A 25,389-nucleotide genomic window follows, 5' to 3' on the forward strand; every position below is an offset into this window, starting at 1 on the left:
ACTCGCATGGGTCGTAGCTTAAAAAAAGGACCTTTTGTTGATGATCATTTATTGGTTAAAGTTGAAAAGTTAAATGAAGCTGACAAGAAACAGGTAGTAAAAACTTGGTCTCGTCGCTCAACAATCTTCCCGCAATTCATCGGACACACAATCGCCGTTTATGACGGTCGTAAGCATGTGCCGGTTTATGTAACAGAAGATATGGTAGGTCACAAACTAGGCGAATTCGCGCCTACACGCACTTATAAAGGTCACGCAAGTGATGACAAGAAAACAAGACGTTAATGAGAGGAGGGCATCTCATGCAAGCTAAAGCTGTCGCTAAAACAGTTCGTATTGCTCCTCGTAAAGTGCGTTTAGTCGCAGATTTAATTCGAGGAAAACAAGTAGGTGAAGCAGTAGCGATTCTTCGCTTAACACCAAAATCTGCTTCTCCAGTCGTAGAAAAAATTCTGAAATCTGCTATTGCAAATGCAGAACATAACTACGAAATGGATATTAATAACCTAGTCGTTTCAGAGGCATACGTTAACGAAGGACCAACATTAAAACGTTTCCGTCCTCGCGCTCAAGGTCGTGCGAGTGCAATTAACAAACGTACTAGTCATATTACAATCGTTGTATCAGAAAAGAAGGAGGGGTAATCTGTGGGTCAAAAGGTAAATCCAATCGGTATGCGTATCGGGATAATCCGTGACTGGGAATCCAAATGGTACGCTGATAAAGACTACGCAGTTCTTTTGCATGAAGACATCAAAGTTCGTGAATATATCGCGAAACGTCTAAATGATGCTTCTGTTTCAAAAGTTGAAATCGAACGTGCAGCTAACCGTATCAATGTATCTGTCCACACTGCTAAACCAGGAATGGTTATCGGTAAAGGCGGTACTGAAGTCGAAGCACTTCGTAAAGCTTTGAACCAGCTGACTGGCAAAAGAGTTCATATCAATATCATTGAAATTAAAAGAGCAGATCTTGACGCAAAATTGGTTGCAGAAAACATCGCTCGTCAATTAGAAAACCGTGTTTCATTCCGTCGCGCTCAAAAGCAAGCTATTCAACGTACTATGCGTTCTGGAGCAAAAGGAATCAAAACTCAAGTTTCTGGTCGTCTTGGCGGTGCTGATATTGCTCGTGCTGAACATTACAGCGAAGGAACAGTTCCACTTCACACACTTCGTGCAGACATAGATTATGCTCATGCTGAAGCAGATACTACTTACGGTAAGCTAGGCGTGAAAGTTTGGATCTACCGTGGAGAAGTTCTTCCTACTAAGAAGAAATCTGAGGAAGGAGGAAAATAATATGTTATTGCCAAAACGCGTAAAATACCGTCGTGAACACCGCGGTAAGATGAGAGGGATGGCTAAGGGCGGCACTGAAGTTCATTTCGGAGAATTTGGACTTCAAGCTCAAGAAGCTTCCTGGATCACAAACCGCCAAATCGAAGCAGCTCGTATTGCGATGACTCGTTATATGAAACGTGGGGGGAAAGTTTGGATCAAAATCTTCCCAAGCAAACCTTACACAGCTAAGCCGCTTGAAGTACGGATGGGTTCCGGTAAAGGTGCTCCTGAAGGTTGGGTAGCAGTAGTTAAACCGGGCAAAGTTATGTTTGAAATCTCTGGTGTATCTGAAGAGGTGGCAAGAGAAGCATTGCGCCTTGCAGCACACAAACTTCCAATCAAATGCAAGTTTGTAAAAAGAGAGGAAATTGGTGGTGAAACAAATGAAAGCTAATGAAATCAAAGATCTAACCACTGCTGAAATTGAACAAAAACTAAAATCTCTTAAAGAAGAACTATTTAATCTTCGTTTCCAGTTAGCTACTGGACAACTTGAAAATACAGCTCGCATCCGTGAAGTTCGCAAATCGATTGCTCGTATGAAAACAGTTGTTCGTCAAAGAGAGATCGGTGTCACTAATCGATAATGAATGGAGGTTTGCAGAATGAGCGAACGCAACCAACGCAAAATCTACACTGGACGCGTAGTATCCGACAAAATGGATAAAACAGTTACAGTAGTTGTAGAAACCTATAAAAAGCATTCTTTATACGGTAAACGCGTGAAATACTCTAAAAAGTTTAAAGCTCATGACGAGCTAAACGAAGCTAAAGCAGGCGACGTAGTACGTATCATGGAAACTCGTCCACTTTCAGCTACAAAACGCTTCCGTCTTGTAGAAGTAGTAGAAAAAGCAGTAATCATTTAATATAGTTCGGATTAAGCTAATTCCGAAGGGAGGTACCGTACATGATTCAACAAGAATCTCGTTTAAAAGTCGCTGACAATTCAGGTGCTCGTGAAGTGCTAACAATTAAAGTCCTAGGTGGTTCTGGCCGTAAAACTGCAAACATCGGTGATATCATCGTTTGTACAGTTAAACAGGCAACACCAGGAGGCGTTGTTAAAAAAGGTGAAGTCGTTAAGGCTGTTGTTGTCCGTACAAAACGTGGTATGCGTCGTCCTGACGGTTCTTACATTCGTTTTGATGAAAACGCATGTGTAATTATCCGTGACGATAAGAGCCCACGTGGAACACGTATTTTTGGACCTGTTGCTCGTGAATTACGTGACAATAGTTTCATGAAGATCGTTTCTCTTGCTCCAGAAGTTCTATAATATGTAAAATTTGTATAAAGCCTTTCAAGGAGGTGCCAAGCTAATGCATGTTAAAAAAGGTGACAAAGTCGTAGTCATCTCTGGTAAGGACAAAGGCAAACAAGGAACAATTCTTTCTGCATATCCGAAACAAAATCGTGTGCTTGTTGAAGGAATTAACATCGTGAAAAAGCATTCCAAGCCATCTCAACTTAATCCACAAGGTGGAATTATCAGTAAAGAAGCTGCTATTCACGTATCCAATGTAATGCCACTTGATCCTAAATCAGGTAAACCGACTCGTGTTGGATATAAGATCGAAAATGGTAAAAAAGTACGCGTAGCTAAAATTTCAGGTGAATCTTTAGATAAATAAGTCATAAATGAAGGGAGGTACACTAAGCAATGAGCCGCCTTAAAGAAAAATTCAAAAGTGAAATTACACCGTCATTGATGGGTAAATTCAACTATCAATCAGTAATGCAAGTACCAAACATTGAGAAAATCGTTATTAACATGGGTGTGGGTGACGCAGTATCTAACTCGAAAGCTTTGGATACAGCTGTTGAAGAACTTACATTGATCACAGGTCAAAAACCAGTTATAACAAAAGCAAAAAAATCAATCGCAGGCTTCCGTTTGCGTGAAGGTATGCCTATCGGAGCGAAAGTTACATTACGTGGAGAGCGTATGTATCAATTCCTTGATAAGCTAGTATCTGTATCTTTACCGCGTGTACGTGATTTCCGCGGCGTTTCAAAGAAATCCTTTGACGGACGTGGGAACTATACATTAGGCGTTAAAGAACAACTTATCTTCCCTGAGATTGATTACGATAAAGTGAGCAAAGTTCGTGGTATGGACATCGTTATCGTAACGACTGCCAACACTGACGAAGAAGCTCGTGAACTACTTACTCAAGTTGGAATGCCGTTCCAAAAGTAATCTCTAAATAAAGGGAGGCGAAATCGTGGCTAAAAAGTCTATGATCGTAAAGCAAAAACGCGAACAGAAGTTTAAAGTACAAGAATATACACGTTGCGAACGTTGCGGACGTCCACATTCTGTATTACGTAAATTTAAACTTTGTCGTATTTGTTTCCGCGAACTTGCATATAAAGGACAAATTCCTGGCGTTAAAAAAGCTAGCTGGTAAAACCCGAGTTTGGGAAGGAGGTAAAATATAATGGTCATGACAGATCCTATTGCAGATATGCTTACTCGCATCCGTAATGCGAATATGGTTCGTCACGAAAAACTGGAAGTTCCTGCTTCAAAGATCAAAAAGGAAATCGCTGAGATCTTAAAAAGTGAAGGCTTCGTACGTGACTTTGAATTAATCGAAGACAACAAACAAGGTATCATCCGTATCTTCTTAAAATACGGTGCAAACAACGAACGTGTTATCACTGGTCTAAAACGTATCAGCAAACCTGGTTTGCGTGTATATGCAAAAACTGGAGAGGTACCACGCGTTCTTAACGGTTTAGGTATCGCAATTGTTTCTACTTCTCACGGAGTTTTAACAGACAAGGAAGCTCGCTCTAAACAAGTTGGCGGAGAAGTTTTAGCATACGTTTGGTAATACATTTTCACAAGAATGGAGGTGCACATTATGTCTCGTATAGGTAAAAAACCTATTGAAATCCCTGCAGGCGTAACAGTTACTATTACTGGAAGTGAAGTAACTGTTAAAGGACCTAAAGGTGAATTAACTAGATCATTCAATCCTGACCTTTCAATCGTTGTTGAAGAGAACGTGTTAACTGTTACACGTCCGTCTGACGAGAAGGCTCACCGTTCTTTACACGGTACTACTCGCGCACTTATCTCTAACATGGTTGAAGGTGTATCAACAGGTTTCGTAAAATCACTTGAACTTATTGGGGTTGGGTACCGTGCACAAAAGCAAGGTAACAAGCTTGTCCTTAACGTAGGATATTCCCACCCTGTAGAAATAGAGCCAGAAGCTGGCGTTGAAGTCGAAGTTCCTTCTAATACAAAAGTAATCATTAAAGGTGCAAGCAAAGAACGTGTAGGAGCTCTAGCAGCTAATATCCGTGATGTTCGCCCGCCTGAGCCGTATAAAGGTAAAGGTATCCGTTACGAAGGCGAATTCGTTCGTCGTAAAGAAGGTAAAACTGGTAAGTAATGCCGCATAAGTAAACGAAAGGAGTGACGTAAATGATTACGAAGCTTGATAAAAATGCTACTCGTCAGAAAAGACATGCGCGTGTACGTGCTAAGCTTTCTGGAACAGAAGCTCGTCCTCGTTTAAATGTGTTTCGTTCAAACAAACACATTTACGCACAATTAATTGACGATGCAAAAGGCGTAACATTAGCAAGTGCTTCAACTCTTGATAAAGAGATCGGTATCGAAGCTAGTAGCAATGCTGAAGCAGCTCAAAAAGTTGGCGAACTTATTGCGAAACGTGCTGTTGAAAAAGGTTTCAAAGCTGTGGTATTTGACCGCGGTGGTTACCTCTTCCATGGTCGTGTAAAAGCATTGGCTGACGCTGCTCGTGAAAACGGCTTAGAATTTTAATGGATAAGGAGGGACATAACAGATGCGTAGCATTGATCCTAATAAATTAGAACTTGAAGAACGCGTAGTTACAGTAAATCGTGTAGCTAAAGTTGTTAAAGGCGGACGTCGTTTCCGTTTCACTGCACTAGTTGTTGTTGGTGATAAAAATGGTCATGTTGGATTTGGTACTGGTAAAGCTCAAGAAGTTCCGGATGCTATCCGTAAAGCTATTGAGGATGCTAAGAAAAATCTAATTACTGTACCAATGGTTGGTACTACAATTCCTCACCTTGTGAACGGTCGCTATGGCGCAGGTCACATTCTATTGAAACCAGCTTCTGAAGGTACAGGAGTAATTGCTGGTGGTCCTGTTCGTGCGGTACTTGAATTAGGCGGAGTTAGCGATATCTTGTCTAAATCACTAGGTACTAATACACCTATTAATATGGTTCGCGCAACAATTGAAGGATTGAAGCAATTGAAACGTGCTGAAGACGTAGCTAAGTTACGTGGAAAATCAGTACAAGAACTGTTAGGATAAGGAGGGAAATCGAATTATGGCTAATAAATTAGAAATTACCCTCACTCGCAGCTTAATTGGTCGTCCTGAAGATCAACGTGTTACAGTTAACACTTTGGGTTTACGCAAAATGCATCAAACGGTTATCCAAGAAGATAACCCTGCGATTCGCGGTATGATTACCAAAGTTGCTCATCTTGTTACTGTAAAAGAACAATAAAATAATTTTTAACTTAACAAGGAGGTGCCAACATGAAACTTCATGAGTTAAAAGCTGCAGAAGGTTCTCGTAAAGAACGTAAACGTAAAGGTCGCGGTATTGGATCTGGTAACGGTAAAACAGCAGGTAAAGGACATAAAGGACAAAACGCTCGCTCCGGCGGCGGTGTGCGTCTTGGATTTGAAGGGGGACAAACTCCTCTATTCAGACGTTTACCTAAACGTGGATTTACCAACATCAACCGTAAAGACTATGCTATCGTGAATCTTGATACGTTAAATCTTTTCGAAGACGGTACTGAAGTAACACCAGCTCTTTTACTTGAGACTGGGGTTGTAAGTAAAGAAAAAGCAGGAATCAAAATTCTTGCCAAAGGAAGCATTGAGAAAAAGCTTACTGTTAAAGCTCACAAATTCTCGTCTACTGCTAAAGAAGCTATCGAAGCTGCTGGCGGTAATACAGAGGTGATCTAATGTTTCGCACGATCTCCAATTTTATGCGCGTGGGTGAAATAAGGAATAAGATTATTTTTACCCTTCTAATGTTAATCGTCTATCGCATCGGTACATTTATACCTGTACCGCATGTGAATGCCGATTTTCTCGCTGAACAGGACCAGCTGAGCGTCATCGGTCTATTAAATACCTTTGGCGGCGGGGCACTGCAAAACTTTTCTATATTAGCGATGGGTATCATGCCGTACATCACGGCATCCATCATCGTTCAGCTGTTACAAATGGATGTTGTTCCTAAGTTCACTGAATGGTCTAAACAAGGAGAAGCAGGGCGCCGTAAATTAGCACAATTCACTCGTTACTTCACTATTATCCTAGGATTCATCCAAGCAGTTGGTATGTCTTATGGGTTCAATAATATGTCAGGTGGCCAGTTGATTGAAAATCCTGGAATTGCAACATACTTGCTTATTGCGACTGTCTTAACGGCAGGAACAGCTTTTCTTTTGTGGTTAGGGGAGCTGATCACTGCTAAGGGTGTGGGTAATGGGATTTCCATCATTATCTTTGCTGGTATCGTAGCTAGTTTGCCTAATACGGCAAATCAGATTTACGCCCAACAATTTGAAAATGCCGGTGATCAATTATTCTTGCGAATCATAACGATTATCCTCATTGTTTTAGCAGTATTAGCAATCGTGGTTGCTGTTATTTTCATTCAGCAGGCATTACGTAAAATTCCTATTCAGTATGCGAAACGTGCTGCGGTAGGTCGTACACAAATGGGTGGCCAGTCTACTCATTTACCATTGAAAGTAAATGCTGCGGGGGTTATTCCGGTAATCTTTGCAATGGCATTTATCATTACTCCCACTACAATCGCTTCTTTCTTTGGAAAGAACAGCGTGACTAGTTGGATATCAGCAAATCTTGATTATACCAAGCCAATTGGTATGATCATCTATGTTGCTCTTATCATTGCTTTTGCGTATTTTTATGCATTCATTCAGGTTAACCCTGAACAAATGGCTGAGAATTTGAAAAAGCAAGGTGGCTATGTGCCGGGGATTCGTCCAGGTAAGAGTACACAGGAATATTTAACACGTGTTTTATACCGTTTGACGTTTGTAGGCTCCATATTCTTGGCCATCATTGCCGTTTTACCGGTATTTTTCATTAAGCTTGCTGATCTACCTCAATCTGCACAGATTGGCGGTACCAGTTTGCTGATCGTAGTGGGGGTTGCCCTTGATACGATGAAGCAGCTGGAATCACAACTTGTGAAGAGACACTATAAAGGCTTTATAAAGTAATGAGTTTTGGGAACGCCTTGTTCCCTTTACCCATTATAGAGTTTGAGGGGGAAGAAAATTGAATCTAGTTTTAATGGGTCTGCCGGGTGCTGGTAAGGGCACTCAAGCTGAACAAATCGTAGAAAAATATAATATCCCTCATATCTCTACTGGAGATATGTTCCGAACAGCTATCAAAGATGGAACAGAATTAGGTCTAAAGGCGAAATCATTCATGGACAAAGGCGAATTGGTACCTGATGAAGTTACCATTGGCATCGTACGTGAACGTTTAAGCAAGGAAGACTGCCTAAAAGGGTTTTTGCTTGATGGGTTTCCACGTACTGTGGCACAGGCAGAGGCACTTGAAAGCATTCTAACTGATTTAGATCGCAAAATAAATTTTGTCATTAATATCGATGTTGATAAAAACATTTTAATGGAAAGATTGACAGGACGTCGTATTTGCAAATCTTGTGGTGCGACATACCATCTTGTATTCAATCCTCCTGCAAAAGATGATGTATGCGACCGCTGCGGCGGAGAATTATATCAACGTGCCGACGATAATGCAGAAACGGTTCAAAATCGCTTAGATGTGAATTTGAAACAAACCAAACCACTTCTTGATTTCTACGGAGACAAAGGATACTTGGTCAACATTAACGGACAGCAAGATATTAATAAGGTATTTGAAAATATTGATGTGTTGCTTGGTGCTTTACAAAATTAATCGTTCGTATTGATTTATGAAATTCATACCATTTTTATAACTTACTAGTTAAACTTGGTGCATTCCTATAATACAAAGGGTATAATGGATTTCGCGAGAGCATTCGCACATTTATTAATCAGGTTCTTGTACTTGGTATTCCCTGAATTGGGCGATTACTTTTTAAGTGATCTTCATGGACATATCCGGTCGGCAAAATTGATGAAGAAATGCAGTGACTCTATTGGGATTCCTAAAGAGTCGTGATATAGAGGGTTGAAAGAAGCTATGTCAGGCGTGCGCCTTTCAAACATCTCCCATGCTATTCAAACCTATGTCGAGACTAATTGCTCCTCTATTTCGAGAGTATGTCGGTCACGGAATCGGTCAAGACTTACATGAGGACCCATAAAATCCTCATTTCGGTCCAACTGATAAAGGTCCTCAGTTAAAGCCTGGTTCTACAAAATGGTGAATACTTGATGCAGAATTTTAAGACTTATGAGGATAATTGGACTGTAGTAATGTTGACGGAAAGATGTGCACCTTTAATAGGTTCACGCATAGAGAAGGGAGAATCACTTTAATGGCGAAAGATGATGTAATTGAAGTAGAAGGCACAGTACAAGAGACTTTGCCAAATGCAATGTTTAAGGTAGAATTAGAAAATGGTCATACTGTTTTAGCTCATGTATCCGGTAAAATTCGTATGCACTTTATTCGCATTTTGCCTGGAGATAAAGTTACGGTTGAGCTTTCCCCGTATGATCTAACTCGCGGCAGAATCACATACCGGTTCAAATAATCCGGTTACGCTCCGATCTGTATAAGGAGGTTAGATAGCAATGAAAGTCAGACCATCAGTCAAACCAATCTGCGAAAAGTGTAAAGTTATCCGCAGAAAAGGTAAAGTTATGGTTATTTGCGAAAACCCTAAACATAAACAAAAACAAGGCTAAATAGAAGGAGGTGCACTCAAGCATGGCACGTATTGCTGGAGTAGATATTCCCCGTGACAAACGTATTGTTATCTCATTAACATATATATATGGTATTGGAAAACAAACAGCGATCAAGATTCTTGCAGAAGCAGGCGTTTCTGAAGAAACTCGCGTTCGTGACTTAACGGAAGACGAATTGAACAAAATTCGTGATATCATTGACAAGCTTAAAGTAGAAGGCGACCTTCGTCGTGAAATCTCCCTAAACATCAAACGTTTAATGGAAATCGGTTCTTACCGTGGTTTACGTCACCGTCGTGGTCTTCCTGTTCGCGGTCAAAATACAAAAAACAATGCTCGTACGCGTAAAGGACCTCGTCGTACTGTAGCTAACAAGAAAAAATAATTAGTAAAGGAGGTTACTTTTCATGGCACGTAAAACTAATACACGTAAACGTCGTGTGAAAAAGAATATAGAAACTGGTATTGCTCATATTCGTTCAACATTCAATAACACTATCGTTACGATCACTGACTCTCATGGTAATGCTATTTCTTGGTCAAGTGCTGGAGCTTTAGGATTCCGTGGATCTCGTAAATCCACTCCATTCGCTGCACAAATGGCTGCTGAAACAGCTGCTAAAACATCAATTGAACATGGTATGAAAACTCTTGAAGTTACAGTTAAAGGACCTGGTGCTGGACGTGAGGCTGCTATTCGTGCACTTCAAGCTGCTGGCCTAGAAGTAACTGCAATTAAAGATGTAACTCCAGTTCCACATAACGGATGCCGTCCACCAAAACGTCGCCGTGTTTAATTTTTCTGTATAGATTTTGTATTCCTGTCAATAATGGGATATAATACTGAGTTTGCGTTCTTACAGAAGATTAATTTTCAGTTGTTGCGCACAGCGGGAACGTATACATGGGGAATTTCGGTTTAAGTGACTTCGTTTACTTGCCGGGGTTTTGACGTTTTGAAGGAGGGTTTATTGATGATCGAAATAGAAAAACCAAAAATCGAAACGGTTGAAATCAACGACGATACCAAATACGGTAAATTCGTCGTAGAGCCACTAGAGCGTGGGTATGGTACTACATTGGGTAACTCCTTACGTCGTATCCTTTTATCCTCACTCCCAGGTGCTGCTGTCACAGCTATACAAATTGATGGAGTGCTACATGAGTTCTCAACAATTGAAGGCGTCGTGGAAGATGTAACATCTATCATTCTTAATGTGAAAAAACTAGCTCTTAAGATTTACTCTGATGAAGAGAAGACGCTGGAAATTGACGTTCAAGGTGACGGAGTCATCACGGCTGCTGATATCACTCATGATAGTGATGTAGAAATTCTTAATCCGGATTTATATATTGCTACAATTGGTAAAAACGGTCATATGCGTATGCGTTTATCTGCACGTCGCGGCCGCGGCTACACTCCTGCTGTTCAAAACAAGAGAGAAGACCAGCCAATTGGTGTAATCCCAATCGATGCTCTTTACACTCCAGTTTCACGCGTATCTTTCCAAGTTGAAAATACACGTGTTGGACAGTTGTCTAACTTTGACAAGTTAACGTTCGATGTTTGGACTGATGGCAGTACTGGTCCGCAAGAAGCGGTAGCACTTGGAGCTAAGATTTTAACAGAGCATTTAAATATCTTTGTTGGTTTAACCGATGAAGCTCAAAATGCTGAAATCATGGTTGAAAAAGAAGAAGATCAAAAAGAAAAAGTTCTTGAGATGACGATCGAAGAATTAGACCTTTCTGTTCGTTCTTACAACTGCTTGAAACGTGCTGGAATCAATACCGTTCAAGAGCTAGCTCATAAAACGGAAGAAGATATGATGAAAGTACGTAATCTAGGACGTAAATCACTTGAAGAAGTGAAAGCGAAACTAGAAGAATTAGGCTTAGGTCTTCGTAAAGACGACTGATAACATGGCGGATCAATCCATTATGTTGTGAGCCTTGTTATAGACACACAATATAGAACTTCAACAAAGGAGGGAATCTCTAATGGGTTACAGAAAGTTAGGACGCACTAGCGCACAACGTAAAGCATTACTTCGTGATTTAGCTACGGATCTTATTATCCATGAGCGCATTGAAACTACTGAAGCACGTGCAAAAGAATTACGTTCTGTAGTAGATAAAATGATCACTCTTGGTAAACGTGGTGACTTGCATGCACGCCGTCAAGCTGCATCTTTCATCCGTAACGAAATCGCTGACGCTGAGAATGGCACAGATGCCCTTCAAAAACTATTCAGTGACGTGGCTCCACGTTATGAAGAACGTCAAGGTGGATACACTCGTATCATGAAAGTTGGTCCACGCCGCGGTGACGGTGCACCAGTCGTGGTTATTGAATTAGTTTAATAACAACGATGAAAAAGGGCGGGACAAATGAATATACTCACTTGTTCTATGCCCTTTTTCTTTTTTTAAATAGAAATTCTGTCATCTAGAAATTCGCATTGAGTGTTACGATGGCTGGCGGAACCTGTATTATGCAGGGAGCCTTCACGTCTAGCTCAAGCATCCCTTCCCGCTTTTGATAAGCGATTATAAGATAACCTGTTTTTCGTAACAGGCCCGCTGTTAGCTGCTCTTAATTTACCGAAAATTCTTTCGGTGGAAGGGGTGCAGCGTTTTTTTATATTTTCAGAAAGAAAAACTACTGTATATTGATTGAGCAGAGTTTAGTTTAGACGAGTGCAGTCGAGGATGAGGAGGGCCACATAATGAAGAAGCTGGTTTCTTTAAATAATATTGTTTTTAAATATGAGGGTCAGTCTCGAAACGCCTTGGATGATGTTTCTTTTGATATTCATCAGGGGGAGTGGCTTGCGATTGTCGGACATAATGGCTCTGGCAAGTCGACATTAGCAAAGTTACTGAATGGTCTTCAGTTCGCTAACTCAGGTACCATTACGATTAATGATCAACTTTTGACAGAAGAATCCGTTTGGGATGTTCGCCAGAAAATTGGCATGGTCTTTCAAAACCCAGATAATCAATTTGTAGGCACTACAGTTCAGGATGATGTGGCTTTTGGTTTAGAAAACGCCGGTGTTTCTCAGCAGGTTATGGTGGAGCGTGTTCATGGTGCGTTAAATAAGGTTAAAATGAATGCCTTTCTTAATCAAGAGCCGCACCATCTATCCGGCGGTCAAAAGCAAAGAGTGGCCATAGCAGGTGTAATAGCCTTGCAGCCAGACATCATCATCTTAGATGAAGCAACCTCCATGCTTGACCCAAGAGGCCGTGAAGAAGTGCTTGAAACAGTTAGGGAATTGAAACAGGAAAACGAGATCACTGTCATATCAATCACCCATGACCTTGAGGAAGCTGCCAAAGCTGATCGAATGATAGTCATGAACCAAGGTCGATTATATCGTGAAGGACCGCCTCAGGACATTTTTGAGTTAGAGGAAGAATTGATTGCCCTTGGTCTGGATATTCCCTTTTCAGTGAAACTAACCAAGGAGTTACAAAAAAATGGTGTTCGTGTAGTTGATGGGCATTTGACAGAGGAAGAGTTGGTGAAGGATTTATGCGAATTACACTCGATGATGTAGAATACCGCTATCAGGTGAATACTCCTTTTGAACATCTGGCCCTTCATGATGTCAATATTTCAATGGAGCCGGGAACCTATACCGCAATCATCGGGCATACAGGGTCCGGGAAGTCCACGCTACTGCAGCATTTGAATGCTCTTTTAAAACCGACGAAGGGTCGTGTTTTCATTGGGGATCGGACGATTGAAGCCGGAAGAAAAGAAAAGGCTTTGCGGCCAATAAGACAAAAGGTTGGAATAGTTTTTCAGTTTCCGGAACATCAGTTATTCGATGAAACGGTTGAAAAGGATATATGTTTCGGACCTATGAATTTTGGCGTTTCAGAAATCGATGCTAAGAAACTGGCCAGAAAGGCCATCGCGCAAGTCGGCTTGAATGAGGAAATTCTTGAAAAATCTCCATTCGACTTATCCGGCGGACAAATGCGACGGGTGGCCATTGCTGGGGTACTTGCCATGGAACCCGAAGTATTGGTGCTTGATGAGCCCACAGCGGGACTCGATCCGCGAGGACGCAAAGAAATCATGGATATGTTTTATGATTTGCATAAAGCAAGGGGCATTTCAACGATTCTTGTAACACATAGCATGGAGGATGCAGCCAAGTACGCGGATGACATCATTATCATGCACAAGGGTACAGTGTTCAAAAAAGGAACCCCCCAGGAAATTTTCTCGGAGCCGGAACAATTAATGGAGCTTGGCCTGGATGTTCCTGATACGGTCCGTTTTCAGCTGAAGCTCCAGAAGGAACTTGGTGTTCGATTTGATCATCCGTGTCTTAATATCGGTGATTTAGCGATAGAAATAGATAAAGCCATGAAACGGGGGAACCGCTGATGCTGGATAAAATGATTATCGGGCGTTATGTCCCTGCAAATTCACTGATGCACAAGATGGATCCAAGGGCTAAATTGCTCCTCGTGTTCCTGTTTGTTTGTGTCGTCTTTTTGGCGAATAATGTCGTTTCTTACGGGTTGCTTGCTGTATTCACCATCCTTTTGATCAGTCTTTCCAAAATACCGCTTCGTTATCTTTATAATGGGTTAAAACCAATCTTTTTATTGATCGTATTCACATTCCTTCTCCATATATTTTTTACGAAAGAAGGGGAATTGCTTTTCGAATACGGTTGGTTTGAAATCTATGAAGGCGGTCTGATTCAAGGTTTTTTCATATCCGTTAGATTTACTTTACTAATCCTTGTTACTTCACTTTTAACTTTGACGACATCCCCGATATCCATTACAGATGGAATGGAAGAGCTGCTGGGACCCTTGAAAAAGTGGAAGATGCCTGTACATGAACTGGCATTGATGATGTCCATTGCCCTTCGATTCATTCCAACGCTAATGGAGGAAACGGAAAAAATCATGAAGGCCCAAACTGCAAGGGGAGTTGACTTTTCATCTGGCCCGATAAAGGACAGGGTTAAATCGATTGTACCGCTGCTTGTTCCTTTATTTGTCAGTTCATTCAAACGGGCGGAGGAATTGGCAACTGCCATGGAGTCAAGAGGATACCGTGGCGGGGAAGGCCGCACGAAATATCGCCAATTGGACTGGAAGACGAGTGATAGTCTTTTGATGGTCTCAATAGGCGTTCTAACGGTCATGTTATTTTTATTACGTTCATAATAAGGAAGAGAACTATGCCAAAATATAAATGTGTGATTGCTTATGACGGCACGGATTTTGCTGGTTATCAGGTGCAGCCAGAGAAACGCACTATACAAAGTGAATTCGAGGCAGTCTTGGCCCAAATGCATAAAGGCACAATTATAAAAGTGACTGCTTCAGGCAGGACAGACTCAGGGGTCCACGCAAAGGGGCAAGTGCTTCACTTTGAATCGCCGCTTACATTCCCTACTGAAAATTGGGTAAAGGCCTTCAGCGCCCTTCTTCCGACCGATATCATCGTTCTGGAAGTCGATATCGTGCCTGACGATTTTCATGCGAGGTTCCATACGACGGGGAAAGAGTACCGTTATATCATCGCCCGTTCGAAACTACGGGACCCGTTCCAAAGAAATTACGCCTATCATTATCCCTACCCATTAGATGGGGAGGCGATGAGGGAAGCAATCTCCTATTTGATAGGGACACATGACTTTACAAGTTTTTGTTCGGCAAAAACGGAAGTGGTCGATAAAGTTCGAACCATAAAAGAAATGGATTTTGAAGAGAGCGATGGATTCATGGTTTTCCGCTTCGTTGGCGAAGGATTTTTGTATAATATGGTCCGTATCTTGGTTGGGACGCTCCTGGATGTCGGCAGCGGCAAAATGTCACCCCGTGACATGAGTGGGATTTTGGACAAAAAGGACCGCAGTTTTGCAGGGAAAACTGCGCCTGCCCAAGGATTATATTTATGGAAAGTATTTTACAAATAATTTTTTTCGAAGTGATACCAGTTTTTTTACAACCGGGAACGGAATGAAATCAGTAATGGAGCGGTTTGGCGCTATACTGATCTTTTCGTGGAGTTGCAGAGAGTGTTTTATAGACAACTTATCCTAGTGTAACATTCCCTTGACAATGAATCTGGGAGAAGTTAATATAATATGGTATGTATTTTAATCCCACGATAAGCCCCGGAAGTTTATTGTGATTGAAAATAAATATAAAAAATTAAAAAGTTTTTTAGGAGGTTAACCATGCGTACGACATTTATGGCGAAAGCTAATGAAGTAGAACGTAAATGGTATGTGATTGACGCTGAAGGCAAAACTTTAGGTCGCCTTTCTACTGAAGTAGCATCCATCTTACGTGGTAAACATAAACCAACTTTTACACCGAACATTGACACTGGTGATCATGTAATTCTTATCAATGTTGAAAAAATCCACTTGACTGGTAAAAAATTGACAGACAAAATTTATTACCGTCACACTATGCATCCAGGCGGTCTTAAAACTAGAACTGCTCTTGAAATGCGTACAAACTACCCTGAGAGAATGCTTGAACTTGCTATCAAAGGTATGCTTCCAAAGAATTCTCTTGGTCGTCAAATCTACAAAAAATTACACGTATACGCTGGAGCTGAGCACCCACACGCTGCTCAACAACCAGAAGTATACGAATTACGCGGATAATTACTAAGGAGGTTACTATCTTGGCACAAGTTCAATATTATGGTACTGGTCGCCGTAAGAGCTCAGTAGCTCGTGTACGTTTAGTACCAGGCGAAGGTCGCATCGTTATTAACGGTCGTGACATCAATGAATATATTCCTTTCGCAGCATTACGTGAAGTTGTTAACCAACCACTAGTTGCAACAGAAACTACTGGAAATTACGACGTTCTAGTAAACGTTAGCGGTGGTGGATACACTGGTCAAGCTGGAGCAATCCGTCACGGTATCGCTCGTGCATTGCTACAAGTTGATCCAGAATACCGTCCATCTCTTAAAACTGCTGGTTTACTAACTCGTGACCCACGTATGAAAGAACGTAAAAAATACGGTCTTAAAGGCGCACGTCGTGCACCTCAGTTCTCAAAACGTTAATTCTATTACCGTTTCAAAGACTCTCAACCATTTCGGTTGGGAGTCTTTTTTTGTCCGATTATGATTACACATGGATTTATATTTTAAAAATAATAAAGCATACCCGGGATATCCCGGATATGCTTTATTAAACAGATCCTATTGTTATCGATTTTGGTTAGGTTATTCACTTTCACTTTTTTTAATTGCGGCTTTTTTTGGCATAAAGCATGCAAAAATTAACGCAACAAAAGATAGGATTAACATAAAAACATAGGCATCACTTGAGCCGAAGATAGAAGCTAATGCCTCTAGTTGTATTGCTGTAATGTTTTCATTTTGCATGGATAGCTCAGAGGCATGTGAAGTTGCTTGCATTGTATACACAGTGATGACAACTGCTGTTCCAATAGCACCTGATAATTGGCGAATGGTATTATTTACTGCTGAACCATGGGAACCCAATTCTCTTGGTAAAGCATTCAGCCCTGCTGTATTTAAAGGCATGGTAATGAAGCTTAATCCAATTCGTAATATAATGGTACGGACCATTATATAGATATAGGTTGTGGATTCGTTTATATCTATGACTCCCCACATCGAAACAATGATTAATATTAAACCTGAAATAAAGAGTGGTTTAGCACCGTGTTTATCATACATTTTACCAGTGACAGGGGACAAGAAGGCATTAATCACAGCTCCAGGCAATAACAGTAAACCTGCTTCAAATGCTGTAAAACCTCGGCCATTTTGCAAGTAAATTGGTAAAAGAATTAAATCCGCATACATAATCATCGTAATTAGTACATTGATGAAAGATGTGAGCGTGAAAACCTTGTACTTAAATACTGATAAATTCAATAATGGATCGCTGGATTTCATTTGACGTAAACAGAATAGAGCCGTCACGATTATTCCGGCGATTATTGCAGTGATGATAACGGGATTATCCCATCCCTTGCTTCCTGCGCTGCTAAATCCAAATAATATGCTGCCAAAACCAATCGTTGATAAAATGACGCTAGTGATATCTAATTTTGCTTTTGTTGTCTCTGCAACATTCATTAAATATTTGAACGCTAGAACAATGACGATTATTATAAATGGGGTTAACCCAATAAATAACCATCTCCATGAAACATATTCAATGATAAAACCAGATAATGTAGGAGCTATGGCTGGAGCAAATATTATCGCAAATCCGATTGTCCCCATTATGCTTCCACGCTTTTCACTAGGATATAAATATAAAATGACTGTCATCATTAGAGGCATTATAATCCCGGCACCAATTGCTTGAATCATTCTTCCCGTTAACAGCATGCCAAAATTCACCGCACATGCAGATAGTGCAGATCCGATTAACAAAAAGAACATCGAGCTAATAAATAGCTGCCTTGTTGTAAACCGTTTCATTAAAAAAGCCGTAATCGGCACTAAAACACCGTTCACCAGCATAAATCCTGTCGATAACCATTGTACAGTCGCAGCTGTAACATGAAATACGTCCATTAAGCCACTCAATGCAACATTTAATAAAGTCTGATTTAATGTCGATAAGAAACAGCCGGCAATCAGTACAATTAATAAAATTTTTTTATTTCTTTCTGAAATATCATTTTTCATTCGTAAACTCCTTTACTTTTGACTTGCATTCTCAACATTGTGTCGATAAAATCGATGGTAACAAAAATATATGTTGCTTACCATGAACAGTTTTCTTGAAATTGTTCACTAATCGACATAGGAATATATACTGTTGAGAAAGTCAAAGAAAATCTATAAAGGAGTTAAAAATGTCTATTAAAAAAGATCCTCGTACAATTCGGTCAAGAGAAATGTTTGAGAACGCTGTCATTGGTCTCTTATCCGAGGACCCTGCCATTTCAAATTTAACGGTTCAGAAAATCGCAGCAAAAGCAGGATTAAACCGAACAACATTTTACCTACATTATCAGGATATTCAAGATTTACTAACGCAAATCACCGATGAGATTTTAAAGGAGCTTTCCGATAAAATTTTTGCTTTAATACATGCGAAAGATTTATCAGAAAAACAACAGCTTACTCAATTACTTGATTATTTATATATCCATCGAAATTATTTACTTATTTTATTTAAGACGAATCAATTTGAGGAACAATTGTTTTTATTATTGAAGCGATTAGTAGAAATAAGAAGGAAGAATACCAATAAGGATTTACCTGCTGATTATGTTGACATTGATATTAAAACGGCCTCATTGGTAGGCATCATAATATGGTGGTTAAGAAAGGGGCTTCATTTTAGTTCGGATTATATGGCCAACCAAATTTATTCAATGTACAGAGTGCAATGATCCCAAAACGTTTGAATGTTCCTGGTATATCATGCCATACATCAAGTCTTCTAGACTCCATGAAATGAAACGCCGCGGTGAGGGGGCTTCAGAAGTTGGTGATAGCCGTGCTCCATTTATTTACATGTGAGTTTATTTATGTAATACAGAATTTTTTGTAAACTCCATATTTATTAAGTTCCTATTAAGGAGTATGATAATAGTTAAAAAAAGAAAGAGGACTTCATATGAATTCAACATATTCACCGATTGAAACAACTAAAACAAAAACCTTGGTCATCAATGCGCTATTCATTGCATTAACTCTTGTAGCGACAATGTTCATTAACATCAAGCTCCCAATAATGGGTAACGGCGGCCTGGTCCATCTAGGTAACGTTCCCCTTTTTATAGCTGCTTTCGTTTATGGCAAAAAAACAGGAGCGATAGCAGGCGCCTTCGGTATGGCCTTCTTCGATCTTTTCTCTGGTTGGGCAGCATGGGCGCCGTTTACATTCGTCATTGTAGGTGCAATGGGCTTTCTAGCCGGCCTTATATCCGAAAAGGTACCGGGCAAAAGAGAATGGGTATACACCATGGCCGTTGCCGTTGCATTGATTATTAAAATCGTCGGCTACTATTTTGTCGAAGTTATCCTTTATGGTAACTGGATACAGCCATTTGGCTCCATCCCCGGAAACTTGATGCAGGTCGTAATAGCTGGAATAATTGTAGTGCCGCTTGCTGGTCGATTGAAGAAAAGAGCTGGACTGATATAAAGTGGAACAAAAATAAGAAGCCATTTCTAACTTTGAGTTGCACCACCTTTGGATGTTGTACTGCGCTCTGATCCTCAGGAAGTTTAAAAAGACATCATACTAAATGAACGGGTATTAAAAGAATTCGCTATTATAAAATGTTATATCATTTAGGAAAAGGACATCCGTTAACCATGGATGTCCTTTTTATCTTAACAGACAAATAGACATGCGCAGGGAGCGACCCAAGTCGGCAAGGTCAGCCTCGGGTAGCTGCCTGAGTGGCGTGTTAGTGGAGAAAACCCGAAGTTTTCTAACATTAAGTTTCTTGTGCAGTCTGCACTTTAACAGGTTTCTTATCATTTTGCATATCGATATACTTTTTCAAGTACCAGCCAAACCTATCCTCATCATTTTTTGCCAATGGAATAAATGAATGGTTCAAAATAGAACGCTAAAACTAAATTATGTCTTGGGAAATAATTTTGGTAAATGGGGAATTGCCCCGGAGGTGAATTATGGCTGTGATATTAGGTTTACAGGAGATGCAAAGGGAAAGGCAATTGAAGTTCGAACGTAGGCTGCTCAGGGAGCTTTCCATCGAGGACATGAAGGGAAGGATTCAGCGTTACTTCGGCCAGGATTTGATGGATGTTTTGGAGGAAGGCTATTTTGATGTTGCCATCGAGGCTTATTTATTAGGAGCAAACTATAGTAAGTTTGGCTATTATGGTGAGTCGGAAGAAGATGTAAGGTCGAGGTGCTGGAAGGAAGAGAAGTTTTTGGTCGATACTCTTTTTAACTTTATTTTGTATTGGCGGGAAGTTACAGCGAATAAAGCTTTCGATGAAGGTTTGTTTTATTGTTGTGAAGGGTTTGTTGGGGATTGGTGGCTGGACGGCTTTAAGACTGGAGAAAAAAGATATAAAATGAAACTGCATTAGAAAGGCAAAAAACCCATTCCTTGTTCTAATTTCATGGTTTGTCCCATACTTTTTAGTAGAGAGATCATGGAGGGAGATCGGTCATGCGCAGAAAGCTGAAATATACAGGGATCGCTATGGGATTATTTGTCCTTTTTTTAATTGTGACTTTTAAATTTGTTGAAGATGATTCTTGGGACTCCTGGAACCTTCCGTTGGCAGGGAAGGTCATCATTCTGGATGCAGGTCACGGTGGGATGGACGGCGGGGCAAATGTACAAGAGGTTATGGAAAAGGAAATTGCCCTTTCCGTTTCACTAAAGGTCAGGGACTATTTACAGGAACAGGGTGCCCTTGTCATCATGACACGTGAGAAGGATGAGGATTTGGCACAGGGAAATACAAAGGGGGTCCGCCAGCGAAAACAGGAGGACTTACGGAATCGGGTTGAAATGATCAATGATTCGGAAGCGGACTTATTCTTAAGCATTCATTTGAACTCTTTTCCATCAGCGTCATCGAAAGGTGCCCAGACTTTTTATACAAACAGGTTTGAGGAAAATGAACAGGTGGCAAAATTCATTCAGACTGAAATCATAAGAAACCTGGAAAATACAAAGCGTGATGCAAAAACGATTAACCATGTGTATTTGCTGAACTATGCCAAGAAACCGGGAGCGCTTGTGGAAATTGGATTTCTTTCCAATTCCGAAGAAAGGGAGCGCCTTATCAGTGATAAGTATCAAGAAAAGGTTGCCAGTTCGATTTATATGGGTATTTTACGGTACTTTACAGAGGAAAAACTATCGGATGAAGAGTGATGTCTGGGTCTTGTAAGGTACAAGGCCTCTTTACTATGGGGAAATCATCAGGTTTCGCATGCGGGGCAGATAATAAGCTTTCTTACAGTAATATGTTATACTGAAAAATGGGAAAATAAAATTCAAAGGGGTGCTCGACTTGTTAACAGAAGAGAAAGTACTGAATTTACTAAAGGATCTTAAAGACCCTTTTCTACATAAAAACCTTGAAGAGACAAATGGAATTATAGAAATCAAAATAAAACCTGAAAAGAATCATGTAAGCGTTAAACTTGCGATTGCAAAAACGGGGACTGCCGAACAAATGCAAATGCAATCGGAAGTTGTGGACTTGCTGAAAACGAACGGAGCGGAATCGGTAGGTATCCGTTTCGCGGAGCTTTCAGAAGAGGAATTAGCCAAACATCGTGAGAGTATTCCTCAGGATGAAGCGGACCAAGGTTTGCTGGGACCTAACAGCAAAACACAATTCATCGCGATCGCCAGTGGTAAAGGCGGAGTGGGAAAATCCACGATTTCAGTGAATTTCGCTACTTCACTTGCTCGTTTGGGTAAAAAGGTCGGACTGGTTGATGCCGATATTTATGGATTCAGTGTTCCTGATATGATGGGGATAACAAAAAGACCGGTTGTGCGCGGGGAAAAAATCATTCCTGTAGAACGGTTTGGCGTCCAAGTTATCTCAATGGGCTTTTTTGTAGAGGATAACGCGCCGATCATCTGGAGAGGACCGATGCTCGGTAAAATGCTTAACAGTTTCTTTAATGAAGTGGAATGGGGAGATTTGGATTATTTGGTCCTTGACTTACCACCGGGTACAGGGGATGTTGCTTTGGACGTTCATACGATGCTCCCTTCATGTAAGGAAATCATCGTTACGACACCGCATCCGACCGCAGCCTTCGTTGCGGCAAGAGCTGGTGCCATGGCCATCAAGACAGAACACGAAGTCATCGGTGTCATAGAGAATATGTCATTCTTCGAAAGTAAAACAACCGGTGAAAAAGAGTACGTATTCGGAAAAGGCGGCGGCAAGAAGCTTGCAGAAGAGCTTCGTACGGAAGTTTTAGGCCAACTTCCCCTGCAGCAGCCAGATTGGAACGAAGAGGACTTTGCTCCATCCATTTACGCAGCGGACCATAGACTCGGCAGGATTTACGAAGATATTGCCAAAAAGGTCATTGAAAAACTACAATGAAAAGAAAGCTGATTCCGATTGGAATCAGCTTTCTTTTCATTCTTTTTACTTTTTCTCCTTCTCTACCGCTTTAGTGGCAGCTTTATCCAATTTCTCTTGCATTTTCGCTTGAAGGAGGGGACTCTCCATGGTTTCGATGATCAGCTCTTTATAGACCGACCGCATCTCCTTGGTTTTTAATAACTTATTCATTTCTTTTTCCATATCCGGTTCTTTCATTATTTCCATGAGCATTCCACGATACTGAGGATCAGCAGTTAAGTCCTTCAATACCTTTTTATGTTCGCCTTCCAATGCTTTAGCATAAGCGGAAGCAAATTCCGGGTCGTTAAATGTTTTTTTCCAAAATTCCTTCCCTTTATCTGAAGTGATCATATCTTCAATGGATTTCTTAATGTCTTCCGAATCCATAATAAGTTCAGCTTTCGTTTTATCATCAGTAATGATATCCTGGATGGCTTTTTTTCCATCATCTGTCTTCAAGATATCGACAATCATTTTCTTTGTCTCTTCATACTCCATTTTTTCTGCGCCTGCTCCATTTTGCGCACAACCGGAACAAACGAGCAAGAATGACGTGAAAAGCAAAGCAACTCCCACTCTCATACGCAGGGCCCCTTTCATCCTTCTTACTGTTAATATGGTTCCAATCGGCGATATTATTCCTTGGTGGAATAAGTGGATTTTTCCAAATTTGGTTGGTACAATTAAGGAAATGAAATAGAAATGTATGGAGGAAAACAATGAACAGCCGTAACTTAGTTAAATTGTTTTTAACAACATTGCTTATCGGTGGTGTAACGGGCGGAGTTGTAGGGTTCTTGGCTCGGTGGAGTGAGTTTAAGCCTTATTTTTCTTCTTTTGAAGTCAGTGCCATCCTATCAACTTTTATTTGGTTATTCGGTGTTGGATTAATTTTCAGTGTCATAAGCCAAGCCGGCTTTTTTGCCTATTTAACGATACATCGTTTTGGTCTGGGGATATTTAAAAGCGCTTCCTTATGGAATGCCGTTCAACTTGTACTCATTCTTTTTGTTGTATTCGATCTTGTTTACCTGCGATATCTCAGCTTTGGTTCAGGCGAGGGGATCAGTTCCTACATCGCGTTAGCATTGGTTGTATTGGCCGCAGGGCTTATTACAGCATATTTCAAAATGAAACAAACGAATAAACAGTCGTTCATACCCGCCTTATTTTTCATGGTCGTGGTCACGGTGTTGGAGTGGATACCTGTCCTAAGTGCCAGTGCCAATGATGAAAGCTGGCTTTACTTCATGCTGTTTCCGTTGTTAGCCTGCAATGCTTATCAATTATTGGTTCTGAGCAAATTGATTCAACGTTCACAAAGGGAATTGGCCAGTAAAAGAGGGAGTCAGCAAACTCCGGCAAAGGGAAAGATGAAAGCCGGTGAACTAGGGAAAGGCAGCTAACCTATTTGTAAGTGGGTCCATACATAAGGAAATCAAAACGTAAAAACTGCGTACTAAAGGTTTTGGAGACCATTAGTACGCAGTTTTTTCAGTCAGCGGATTTCTTCACTGCTTGCCGATGAATTGGAAATCATCTCTGAAACGTTAACGAAGTTTAAATTTTTTGATCGAAGTTCACTTAGTAACTCGGGTAAAGCCTTATTCGTTTGTTTTGCGGAGTCTGAAGCATGTAATAAGATGATATCACCCTTTTGGGCCTTGGTGATGTTCTGAACGATCCGATCCACACCTGGATTGGTCCAATCCTTTGAATCGATGCTCCAATGGACAACGGTATATCCGAAATTCTCGCTGATCTTTAAGAGGCGTTTATCAAAGTGGCCGGTGGGAGCACGTAAAAGTTCTATGTTCTTTACATTAAGTTTTTTAAATGCCTCCTGGGCTTTAGAAATATCCCGGATGATTTCTTGATCTTCCATTTCGGAATAATCTTTATAATCGTAACCGAGCATGCCGATTTCATATCCTTCTTTCACAATTTCAGCTACAATGTCCGGATGACGTTCAGCCCAAGATCCCGCGAGGAAGAAAGTGGCGGATTTAATTTTTTCTTTTTTTAATGTCTCTATTATTGGGGCGGCTTTCTCATCACCCCAGCCAATATTGAACGTGATCGCAACATTCTTTTCCCCTTTATAAACCGCTTTCGGCCCATCTTCTGTAGAAAAAACGGGGGCATGAAGAATGTTTTGTACAAAAAGAAACCAAGCGGTAAAAAGTGCCGTAAGCAAAATTAACGAATAATATTTAATGTTCTTGGCCTGAAGCACCATGAAAAATTTCATTAATCCATCCCCTTGTCCAAAGTACTCTTGTCTTCAAATTTATGCGCGAGGATTATTGTTATGCAAAAAAATCCGTTGAAAATTCATAAAATTGATGGGAATGGGGAAAGCTGTCTGATGGAGGTGTGAACCATGCTCGGTTTATTGATTAATGACAAAGAAAAGATGGAATTGGAGTACCTTTTAAAAAGAGAGATGGATGAAATACTATTCGATTTGCAAGATGACAGAATCGATCACTTAGTCAAAAGGGCAATAAACGAGAAATATAATATCCTTTTCAGGCTGTTTAAAAGGGTGAGCACCGAGGAAGAATGCCTGATGTATATGAGGGGAAAAACGAATTTATCCAAGCGGAACCAGTCATGATATTTAAATCCGAATTATATTCAAAAAATCTATTGACTATTGGTTTGTACGCTGGTATATTATAAAAGTTGCTGCAACGTAATAGCTTCTGAAAAAGAATGAAAAAAACTTTTTTAAAAAAGTTATTGACGAAGTGGTAATAAGGTGTTAAGATATTAAAGTCGCTAAGAGATGCGACAAACAAATTGCTCTTTGAAAACTGAACAAAACAAAGCGCCAACGTTGAATTTTAAGTGAGCACACACTATCAAAAAAGCAAATGAGCAAGTCAAACATTTCTTCGGAGAGTTTGATCCTGGCTCAGGACGAACGCTGGCGGCGTGCCTAATACATGCAAGTCGAGCGAATCGACGGGAGCTTGCTCCCTGAGATTAGC

At 40.6% G+C, this 25,389-nt stretch carries 40 protein-coding genes and 1 rRNA gene; 38 read left to right on the plus strand and 3 right to left on the minus strand.

Annotated features, from left to right (window positions below):
* The first annotated feature begins 6 nt into the window (after positions 1-6).
* The 30 genes from rpsS to rpsI all read left to right on the plus strand — a co-directional run bounded on the left by rpsS (position 7) and on the right by rpsI (position 16,369).
* Positions 7-285: a 30S ribosomal protein S19 gene (gene rpsS / locus N0M92_RS23980; RefSeq protein WP_034305018.1), complete on the plus strand. Its 279-nt coding sequence runs from the start codon at positions 7-9 to the stop codon at positions 283-285.
* Positions 286-302: 17 nt separating this feature from the next.
* Positions 303-644: a 50S ribosomal protein L22 gene (rplV, locus tag N0M92_RS23985; RefSeq protein ID WP_034305017.1), complete on the plus strand. Its 342-nt coding sequence runs from the start codon at positions 303-305 to the stop codon at positions 642-644.
* A gap of 3 nt (positions 645-647) precedes the next feature.
* Positions 648-1,304, plus strand: coding sequence for a 30S ribosomal protein S3 (gene rpsC / locus N0M92_RS23990; protein ID WP_034305014.1), 657 nt, complete (start codon positions 648-650; stop codon positions 1,302-1,304).
* 1 nt (position 1,305) lies between these two features.
* Entirely contained in the window at positions 1,306-1,740 is a 435-nt protein-coding gene (gene rplP / locus N0M92_RS23995; protein WP_034305012.1) for a 50S ribosomal protein L16, read from the plus strand.
* Positions 1,730-1,933 (plus strand): 50S ribosomal protein L29, encoded by a 204-nt coding sequence (gene rpmC, locus N0M92_RS24000; RefSeq protein WP_034305010.1) that lies wholly within the window; start codon positions 1,730-1,732, stop codon positions 1,931-1,933. The genes rplP and rpmC overlap by 11 nt, the downstream gene beginning before the upstream one ends.
* An 18-nt stretch (positions 1,934-1,951) precedes the next feature.
* Positions 1,952-2,215: a 30S ribosomal protein S17 gene (rpsQ, locus tag N0M92_RS24005; protein ID WP_048677887.1), complete on the plus strand. Its 264-nt coding sequence runs from the start codon at positions 1,952-1,954 to the stop codon at positions 2,213-2,215.
* A 41-nt stretch (positions 2,216-2,256) separates the two neighbouring features.
* Positions 2,257-2,625, plus strand: coding sequence for a 50S ribosomal protein L14 (rplN, locus tag N0M92_RS24010; RefSeq protein WP_034305005.1), 369 nt, complete (start codon positions 2,257-2,259; stop codon positions 2,623-2,625).
* A gap of 43 nt (positions 2,626-2,668) precedes the next feature.
* Entirely contained in the window at positions 2,669-2,980 is a 312-nt protein-coding gene (gene rplX, locus N0M92_RS24015; RefSeq protein ID WP_034305002.1) for a 50S ribosomal protein L24, read from the plus strand.
* 29 nt (positions 2,981-3,009) lie between these two features.
* The gene (gene rplE / locus N0M92_RS24020; protein WP_048677889.1) at positions 3,010-3,549 is read left to right on the plus strand and encodes a 50S ribosomal protein L5; all 540 of its coding nucleotides are present in this window, start codon (positions 3,010-3,012) and stop codon (positions 3,547-3,549) included.
* Between the two features lie 25 nt (positions 3,550-3,574).
* The gene (locus N0M92_RS24025; protein WP_034304998.1) at positions 3,575-3,760 is read left to right on the plus strand and encodes a type Z 30S ribosomal protein S14; all 186 of its coding nucleotides are present in this window, start codon (positions 3,575-3,577) and stop codon (positions 3,758-3,760) included.
* Between the two features lie 30 nt (positions 3,761-3,790).
* Positions 3,791-4,189: a 30S ribosomal protein S8 gene (gene rpsH / locus N0M92_RS24030; RefSeq protein ID WP_034304995.1), complete on the plus strand. Its 399-nt coding sequence runs from the start codon at positions 3,791-3,793 to the stop codon at positions 4,187-4,189.
* Positions 4,190-4,219: 30 nt separating this feature from the next.
* A complete protein-coding gene (rplF, locus tag N0M92_RS24035; RefSeq protein ID WP_192207445.1) occupies positions 4,220-4,756 on the plus strand; it encodes a 50S ribosomal protein L6 in 537 nt (178 codons plus the stop codon).
* 32 nt (positions 4,757-4,788) lie between these two features.
* Entirely contained in the window at positions 4,789-5,151 is a 363-nt protein-coding gene (gene rplR, locus N0M92_RS24040) for a 50S ribosomal protein L18 (RefSeq protein WP_053349055.1), read from the plus strand.
* Between the two features lie 22 nt (positions 5,152-5,173).
* Positions 5,174-5,674 carry a 30S ribosomal protein S5 gene (rpsE, locus tag N0M92_RS24045; protein ID WP_034304987.1) on the plus strand — a complete coding sequence of 167 codons (501 nt, stop codon included), beginning with the start codon at positions 5,174-5,176 and terminating at the stop codon, positions 5,672-5,674.
* Between the two features lie 16 nt (positions 5,675-5,690).
* Positions 5,691-5,873, plus strand: coding sequence for a 50S ribosomal protein L30 (rpmD, locus tag N0M92_RS24050; RefSeq protein WP_076372857.1), 183 nt, complete (start codon positions 5,691-5,693; stop codon positions 5,871-5,873).
* 32 nt (positions 5,874-5,905) lie between these two features.
* Positions 5,906-6,346 carry a 50S ribosomal protein L15 gene (gene rplO / locus N0M92_RS24055; RefSeq protein ID WP_034304982.1) on the plus strand — a complete coding sequence of 147 codons (441 nt, stop codon included), beginning with the start codon at positions 5,906-5,908 and terminating at the stop codon, positions 6,344-6,346.
* Positions 6,346-7,641 (plus strand): preprotein translocase subunit SecY, encoded by a 1,296-nt coding sequence (gene secY, locus N0M92_RS24060; protein ID WP_192207446.1) that lies wholly within the window; start codon positions 6,346-6,348, stop codon positions 7,639-7,641. The genes rplO and secY overlap by 1 nt, the downstream gene beginning before the upstream one ends.
* Positions 7,642-7,699: 58 nt before the next feature.
* Positions 7,700-8,353 carry an adenylate kinase gene (locus tag N0M92_RS24065; protein WP_098373564.1) on the plus strand — a complete coding sequence of 218 codons (654 nt, stop codon included), beginning with the start codon at positions 7,700-7,702 and terminating at the stop codon, positions 8,351-8,353.
* A 565-nt stretch (positions 8,354-8,918) separates the two neighbouring features.
* Positions 8,919-9,137 carry a translation initiation factor IF-1 gene (gene infA / locus N0M92_RS24075; RefSeq protein WP_028390440.1) on the plus strand — a complete coding sequence of 73 codons (219 nt, stop codon included), beginning with the start codon at positions 8,919-8,921 and terminating at the stop codon, positions 9,135-9,137.
* A 40-nt stretch (positions 9,138-9,177) separates the two neighbouring features.
* Positions 9,178-9,291: a 50S ribosomal protein L36 gene (gene rpmJ, locus N0M92_RS24080; protein ID WP_003156543.1), complete on the plus strand. Its 114-nt coding sequence runs from the start codon at positions 9,178-9,180 to the stop codon at positions 9,289-9,291.
* A 22-nt stretch (positions 9,292-9,313) separates the two neighbouring features.
* Positions 9,314-9,679, plus strand: coding sequence for a 30S ribosomal protein S13 (gene rpsM, locus N0M92_RS24085; RefSeq protein ID WP_034304978.1), 366 nt, complete (start codon positions 9,314-9,316; stop codon positions 9,677-9,679).
* Between the two features lie 22 nt (positions 9,680-9,701).
* A complete protein-coding gene (gene rpsK / locus N0M92_RS24090) occupies positions 9,702-10,091 on the plus strand; it encodes a 30S ribosomal protein S11 (RefSeq protein WP_028390438.1) in 390 nt (129 codons plus the stop codon).
* Between the two features lie 177 nt (positions 10,092-10,268).
* Positions 10,269-11,213 (plus strand): DNA-directed RNA polymerase subunit alpha, encoded by a 945-nt coding sequence (locus N0M92_RS24095; protein WP_034304976.1) that lies wholly within the window; start codon positions 10,269-10,271, stop codon positions 11,211-11,213.
* A gap of 82 nt (positions 11,214-11,295) precedes the next feature.
* On the plus strand, positions 11,296-11,658 hold the full coding sequence (rplQ, locus tag N0M92_RS24100; RefSeq protein WP_034304973.1) for a 50S ribosomal protein L17: 363 nt from the start codon (positions 11,296-11,298) through the stop codon (positions 11,656-11,658).
* Between the two features lie 362 nt (positions 11,659-12,020).
* A complete protein-coding gene (locus N0M92_RS24105; RefSeq protein ID WP_192208116.1) occupies positions 12,021-12,860 on the plus strand; it encodes an energy-coupling factor ABC transporter ATP-binding protein in 840 nt (279 codons plus the stop codon).
* Positions 12,836-13,702, plus strand: coding sequence for an energy-coupling factor ABC transporter ATP-binding protein (locus tag N0M92_RS24110; RefSeq protein WP_251436446.1), 867 nt, complete (start codon positions 12,836-12,838; stop codon positions 13,700-13,702). Before N0M92_RS24105 ends, N0M92_RS24110 begins: the two co-directional genes overlap by 25 nt.
* Positions 13,702-14,499 (plus strand): energy-coupling factor transporter transmembrane component T family protein, encoded by a 798-nt coding sequence (locus N0M92_RS24115; protein ID WP_260288200.1) that lies wholly within the window; start codon positions 13,702-13,704, stop codon positions 14,497-14,499. Before N0M92_RS24110 ends, N0M92_RS24115 begins: the two co-directional genes overlap by 1 nt.
* A gap of 14 nt (positions 14,500-14,513) precedes the next feature.
* The gene (gene truA, locus N0M92_RS24120; protein ID WP_311202596.1) at positions 14,514-15,254 is read left to right on the plus strand and encodes a tRNA pseudouridine(38-40) synthase TruA; all 741 of its coding nucleotides are present in this window, start codon (positions 14,514-14,516) and stop codon (positions 15,252-15,254) included.
* Between the two features lie 264 nt (positions 15,255-15,518).
* The gene (rplM, locus tag N0M92_RS24125; protein ID WP_034304960.1) at positions 15,519-15,956 is read left to right on the plus strand and encodes a 50S ribosomal protein L13; all 438 of its coding nucleotides are present in this window, start codon (positions 15,519-15,521) and stop codon (positions 15,954-15,956) included.
* A gap of 20 nt (positions 15,957-15,976) precedes the next feature.
* The gene (gene rpsI / locus N0M92_RS24130; protein ID WP_034304957.1) at positions 15,977-16,369 is read left to right on the plus strand and encodes a 30S ribosomal protein S9; all 393 of its coding nucleotides are present in this window, start codon (positions 15,977-15,979) and stop codon (positions 16,367-16,369) included.
* Between the two features lie 162 nt (positions 16,370-16,531).
* Here the strand turns inward: rpsI and N0M92_RS24135 are convergent, their stop codons facing one another.
* Positions 16,532-17,977, minus strand: coding sequence for a DHA2 family efflux MFS transporter permease subunit (locus N0M92_RS24135; protein WP_260288201.1), 1,446 nt, complete (start codon positions 17,975-17,977; stop codon positions 16,532-16,534).
* Positions 17,978-18,147: 170 nt separating this feature from the next.
* Here N0M92_RS24135 and N0M92_RS24140 point away from each other — a divergent pair, with 170 nt between their 5' ends.
* The 5 genes from N0M92_RS24140 (at position 18,148) to N0M92_RS24160 (ending at position 22,369) form a co-directional block, all read left to right on the plus strand.
* Positions 18,148-18,690: a TetR/AcrR family transcriptional regulator gene (locus N0M92_RS24140; RefSeq protein WP_260288202.1), complete on the plus strand. Its 543-nt coding sequence runs from the start codon at positions 18,148-18,150 to the stop codon at positions 18,688-18,690.
* 227 nt (positions 18,691-18,917) lie between these two features.
* A complete protein-coding gene (locus tag N0M92_RS24145) occupies positions 18,918-19,448 on the plus strand; it encodes an ECF transporter S component (RefSeq protein ID WP_260288204.1) in 531 nt (176 codons plus the stop codon).
* 497 nt (positions 19,449-19,945) lie between these two features.
* Entirely contained in the window at positions 19,946-20,371 is a 426-nt protein-coding gene (locus N0M92_RS24150; RefSeq protein ID WP_192207453.1) for a DUF2521 family protein, read from the plus strand.
* Positions 20,372-20,454: 83 nt separating this feature from the next.
* Entirely contained in the window at positions 20,455-21,171 is a 717-nt protein-coding gene (gene cwlD, locus N0M92_RS24155) for an N-acetylmuramoyl-L-alanine amidase CwlD (protein ID WP_260288206.1), read from the plus strand.
* 139 nt (positions 21,172-21,310) lie between these two features.
* The gene (locus tag N0M92_RS24160) at positions 21,311-22,369 is read left to right on the plus strand and encodes an Mrp/NBP35 family ATP-binding protein (RefSeq protein ID WP_260288207.1); all 1,059 of its coding nucleotides are present in this window, start codon (positions 21,311-21,313) and stop codon (positions 22,367-22,369) included.
* Positions 22,370-22,414: 45 nt separating this feature from the next.
* On the opposite strand, the gene gerD is transcribed toward N0M92_RS24160, so the two are convergent.
* Complete coding sequence (gene gerD, locus N0M92_RS24165) at positions 22,415-22,975, minus strand: spore germination lipoprotein GerD (RefSeq protein ID WP_260288208.1); 561 nt, start codon at positions 22,973-22,975, stop codon at positions 22,415-22,417.
* Between the two features lie 137 nt (positions 22,976-23,112).
* Between gerD and N0M92_RS24170 the strand changes: the two genes are divergently transcribed.
* Positions 23,113-23,799, plus strand: a complete 687-nt coding sequence (locus N0M92_RS24170; RefSeq protein WP_260288209.1) for a KinB-signaling pathway activation protein — start codon at positions 23,113-23,115, stop codon at positions 23,797-23,799.
* Positions 23,800-23,891: 92 nt separating this feature from the next.
* On the opposite strand, the gene pdaB is transcribed toward N0M92_RS24170, so the two are convergent.
* Positions 23,892-24,644: a polysaccharide deacetylase family sporulation protein PdaB gene (gene pdaB, locus N0M92_RS24175; RefSeq protein ID WP_260288210.1), complete on the minus strand. Its 753-nt coding sequence runs from the start codon at positions 24,642-24,644 to the stop codon at positions 23,892-23,894.
* A gap of 132 nt (positions 24,645-24,776) precedes the next feature.
* On the opposite strand from pdaB, the gene N0M92_RS24180 reads away from it, so the two are divergent.
* Positions 24,777-25,013, plus strand: coding sequence for a hypothetical protein (locus N0M92_RS24180; protein ID WP_260288211.1), 237 nt, complete (start codon positions 24,777-24,779; stop codon positions 25,011-25,013).
* Positions 25,014-25,290: 277 nt separating this feature from the next.
* Positions 25,291-25,389: ribosomal RNA gene (locus N0M92_RS24185) — 16S ribosomal RNA — on the plus strand; the annotation flags it as partial.

Source organism: Peribacillus aracenensis (assembly GCF_025175645.1).
GTDB lineage: Bacteria > Bacillota > Bacilli > Bacillales > DSM-1321 > Peribacillus > Peribacillus aracenensis.

What these genes read in the sequence shown, in the direction of transcription:
- rpsS (WP_034305018.1), top strand. Translation starts at nt 7, where the DNA reads ATGGGTCGTAGCTTAAAAAAAGGACCTTTTGTTGATGATCATTTATTG.
- rplV (WP_034305017.1), top strand. Translation starts at nt 303, where the DNA reads ATGCAAGCTAAAGCTGTCGCTAAAACAGTTCGTATTGCTCCTCGTAAA.
- rplP (WP_034305012.1), top strand. Translation starts at nt 1,306, where the DNA reads ATGTTATTGCCAAAACGCGTAAAATACCGTCGTGAACACCGCGGTAAG.
- rpmC (WP_034305010.1), top strand. Translation starts at nt 1,730, where the DNA reads ATGAAAGCTAATGAAATCAAAGATCTAACCACTGCTGAAATTGAACAA.
- rpsQ (WP_048677887.1), top strand. Translation starts at nt 1,952, where the DNA reads ATGAGCGAACGCAACCAACGCAAAATCTACACTGGACGCGTAGTATCC.
- rplN (WP_034305005.1), top strand. Translation starts at nt 2,257, where the DNA reads ATGATTCAACAAGAATCTCGTTTAAAAGTCGCTGACAATTCAGGTGCT.
- rplX (WP_034305002.1), top strand. Translation starts at nt 2,669, where the DNA reads ATGCATGTTAAAAAAGGTGACAAAGTCGTAGTCATCTCTGGTAAGGAC.
- rplE (WP_048677889.1), top strand. Translation starts at nt 3,010, where the DNA reads ATGAGCCGCCTTAAAGAAAAATTCAAAAGTGAAATTACACCGTCATTG.
- rpsH (WP_034304995.1), top strand. Translation starts at nt 3,791, where the DNA reads ATGGTCATGACAGATCCTATTGCAGATATGCTTACTCGCATCCGTAAT.
- rplF (WP_192207445.1), top strand. Translation starts at nt 4,220, where the DNA reads ATGTCTCGTATAGGTAAAAAACCTATTGAAATCCCTGCAGGCGTAACA.
- rplR (WP_053349055.1), top strand. Translation starts at nt 4,789, where the DNA reads ATGATTACGAAGCTTGATAAAAATGCTACTCGTCAGAAAAGACATGCG.
- rpsE (WP_034304987.1), top strand. Translation starts at nt 5,174, where the DNA reads ATGCGTAGCATTGATCCTAATAAATTAGAACTTGAAGAACGCGTAGTT.
- rpmD (WP_076372857.1), top strand. Translation starts at nt 5,691, where the DNA reads ATGGCTAATAAATTAGAAATTACCCTCACTCGCAGCTTAATTGGTCGT.
- rplO (WP_034304982.1), top strand. Translation starts at nt 5,906, where the DNA reads ATGAAACTTCATGAGTTAAAAGCTGCAGAAGGTTCTCGTAAAGAACGT.
- secY (WP_192207446.1), top strand. Translation starts at nt 6,346, where the DNA reads ATGTTTCGCACGATCTCCAATTTTATGCGCGTGGGTGAAATAAGGAAT.
- infA (WP_028390440.1), top strand. Translation starts at nt 8,919, where the DNA reads ATGGCGAAAGATGATGTAATTGAAGTAGAAGGCACAGTACAAGAGACT.
- rpmJ (WP_003156543.1), top strand. Translation starts at nt 9,178, where the DNA reads ATGAAAGTCAGACCATCAGTCAAACCAATCTGCGAAAAGTGTAAAGTT.
- rpsM (WP_034304978.1), top strand. Translation starts at nt 9,314, where the DNA reads ATGGCACGTATTGCTGGAGTAGATATTCCCCGTGACAAACGTATTGTT.
- rpsK (WP_028390438.1), top strand. Translation starts at nt 9,702, where the DNA reads ATGGCACGTAAAACTAATACACGTAAACGTCGTGTGAAAAAGAATATA.
- N0M92_RS24095 (WP_034304976.1), top strand. Translation starts at nt 10,269, where the DNA reads ATGATCGAAATAGAAAAACCAAAAATCGAAACGGTTGAAATCAACGAC.
- rplQ (WP_034304973.1), top strand. Translation starts at nt 11,296, where the DNA reads ATGGGTTACAGAAAGTTAGGACGCACTAGCGCACAACGTAAAGCATTA.
- N0M92_RS24110 (WP_251436446.1), top strand. Translation starts at nt 12,836, where the DNA reads ATGCGAATTACACTCGATGATGTAGAATACCGCTATCAGGTGAATACT.
- N0M92_RS24115 (WP_260288200.1), top strand. Translation starts at nt 13,702, where the DNA reads ATGCTGGATAAAATGATTATCGGGCGTTATGTCCCTGCAAATTCACTG.
- truA (WP_311202596.1), top strand. Translation starts at nt 14,514, where the DNA reads ATGCCAAAATATAAATGTGTGATTGCTTATGACGGCACGGATTTTGCT.
- rplM (WP_034304960.1), top strand. Translation starts at nt 15,519, where the DNA reads ATGCGTACGACATTTATGGCGAAAGCTAATGAAGTAGAACGTAAATGG.
- N0M92_RS24135 (WP_260288201.1), bottom strand. Translation starts at nt 17,977, where the DNA reads ATGAAAAATGATATTTCAGAAAGAAATAAAAAAATTTTATTAATTGTA.
- N0M92_RS24140 (WP_260288202.1), top strand. Translation starts at nt 18,148, where the DNA reads ATGTCTATTAAAAAAGATCCTCGTACAATTCGGTCAAGAGAAATGTTT.
- N0M92_RS24145 (WP_260288204.1), top strand. Translation starts at nt 18,918, where the DNA reads ATGAATTCAACATATTCACCGATTGAAACAACTAAAACAAAAACCTTG.
- N0M92_RS24150 (WP_192207453.1), top strand. Translation starts at nt 19,946, where the DNA reads ATGGCTGTGATATTAGGTTTACAGGAGATGCAAAGGGAAAGGCAATTG.
- cwlD (WP_260288206.1), top strand. Translation starts at nt 20,455, where the DNA reads ATGCGCAGAAAGCTGAAATATACAGGGATCGCTATGGGATTATTTGTC.
- gerD (WP_260288208.1), bottom strand. Translation starts at nt 22,975, where the DNA reads ATGAGAGTGGGAGTTGCTTTGCTTTTCACGTCATTCTTGCTCGTTTGT.
- N0M92_RS24170 (WP_260288209.1), top strand. Translation starts at nt 23,113, where the DNA reads ATGAACAGCCGTAACTTAGTTAAATTGTTTTTAACAACATTGCTTATC.
- pdaB (WP_260288210.1), bottom strand. Translation starts at nt 24,644, where the DNA reads ATGAAATTTTTCATGGTGCTTCAGGCCAAGAACATTAAATATTATTCG.
- N0M92_RS24180 (WP_260288211.1), top strand. Translation starts at nt 24,777, where the DNA reads ATGCTCGGTTTATTGATTAATGACAAAGAAAAGATGGAATTGGAGTAC.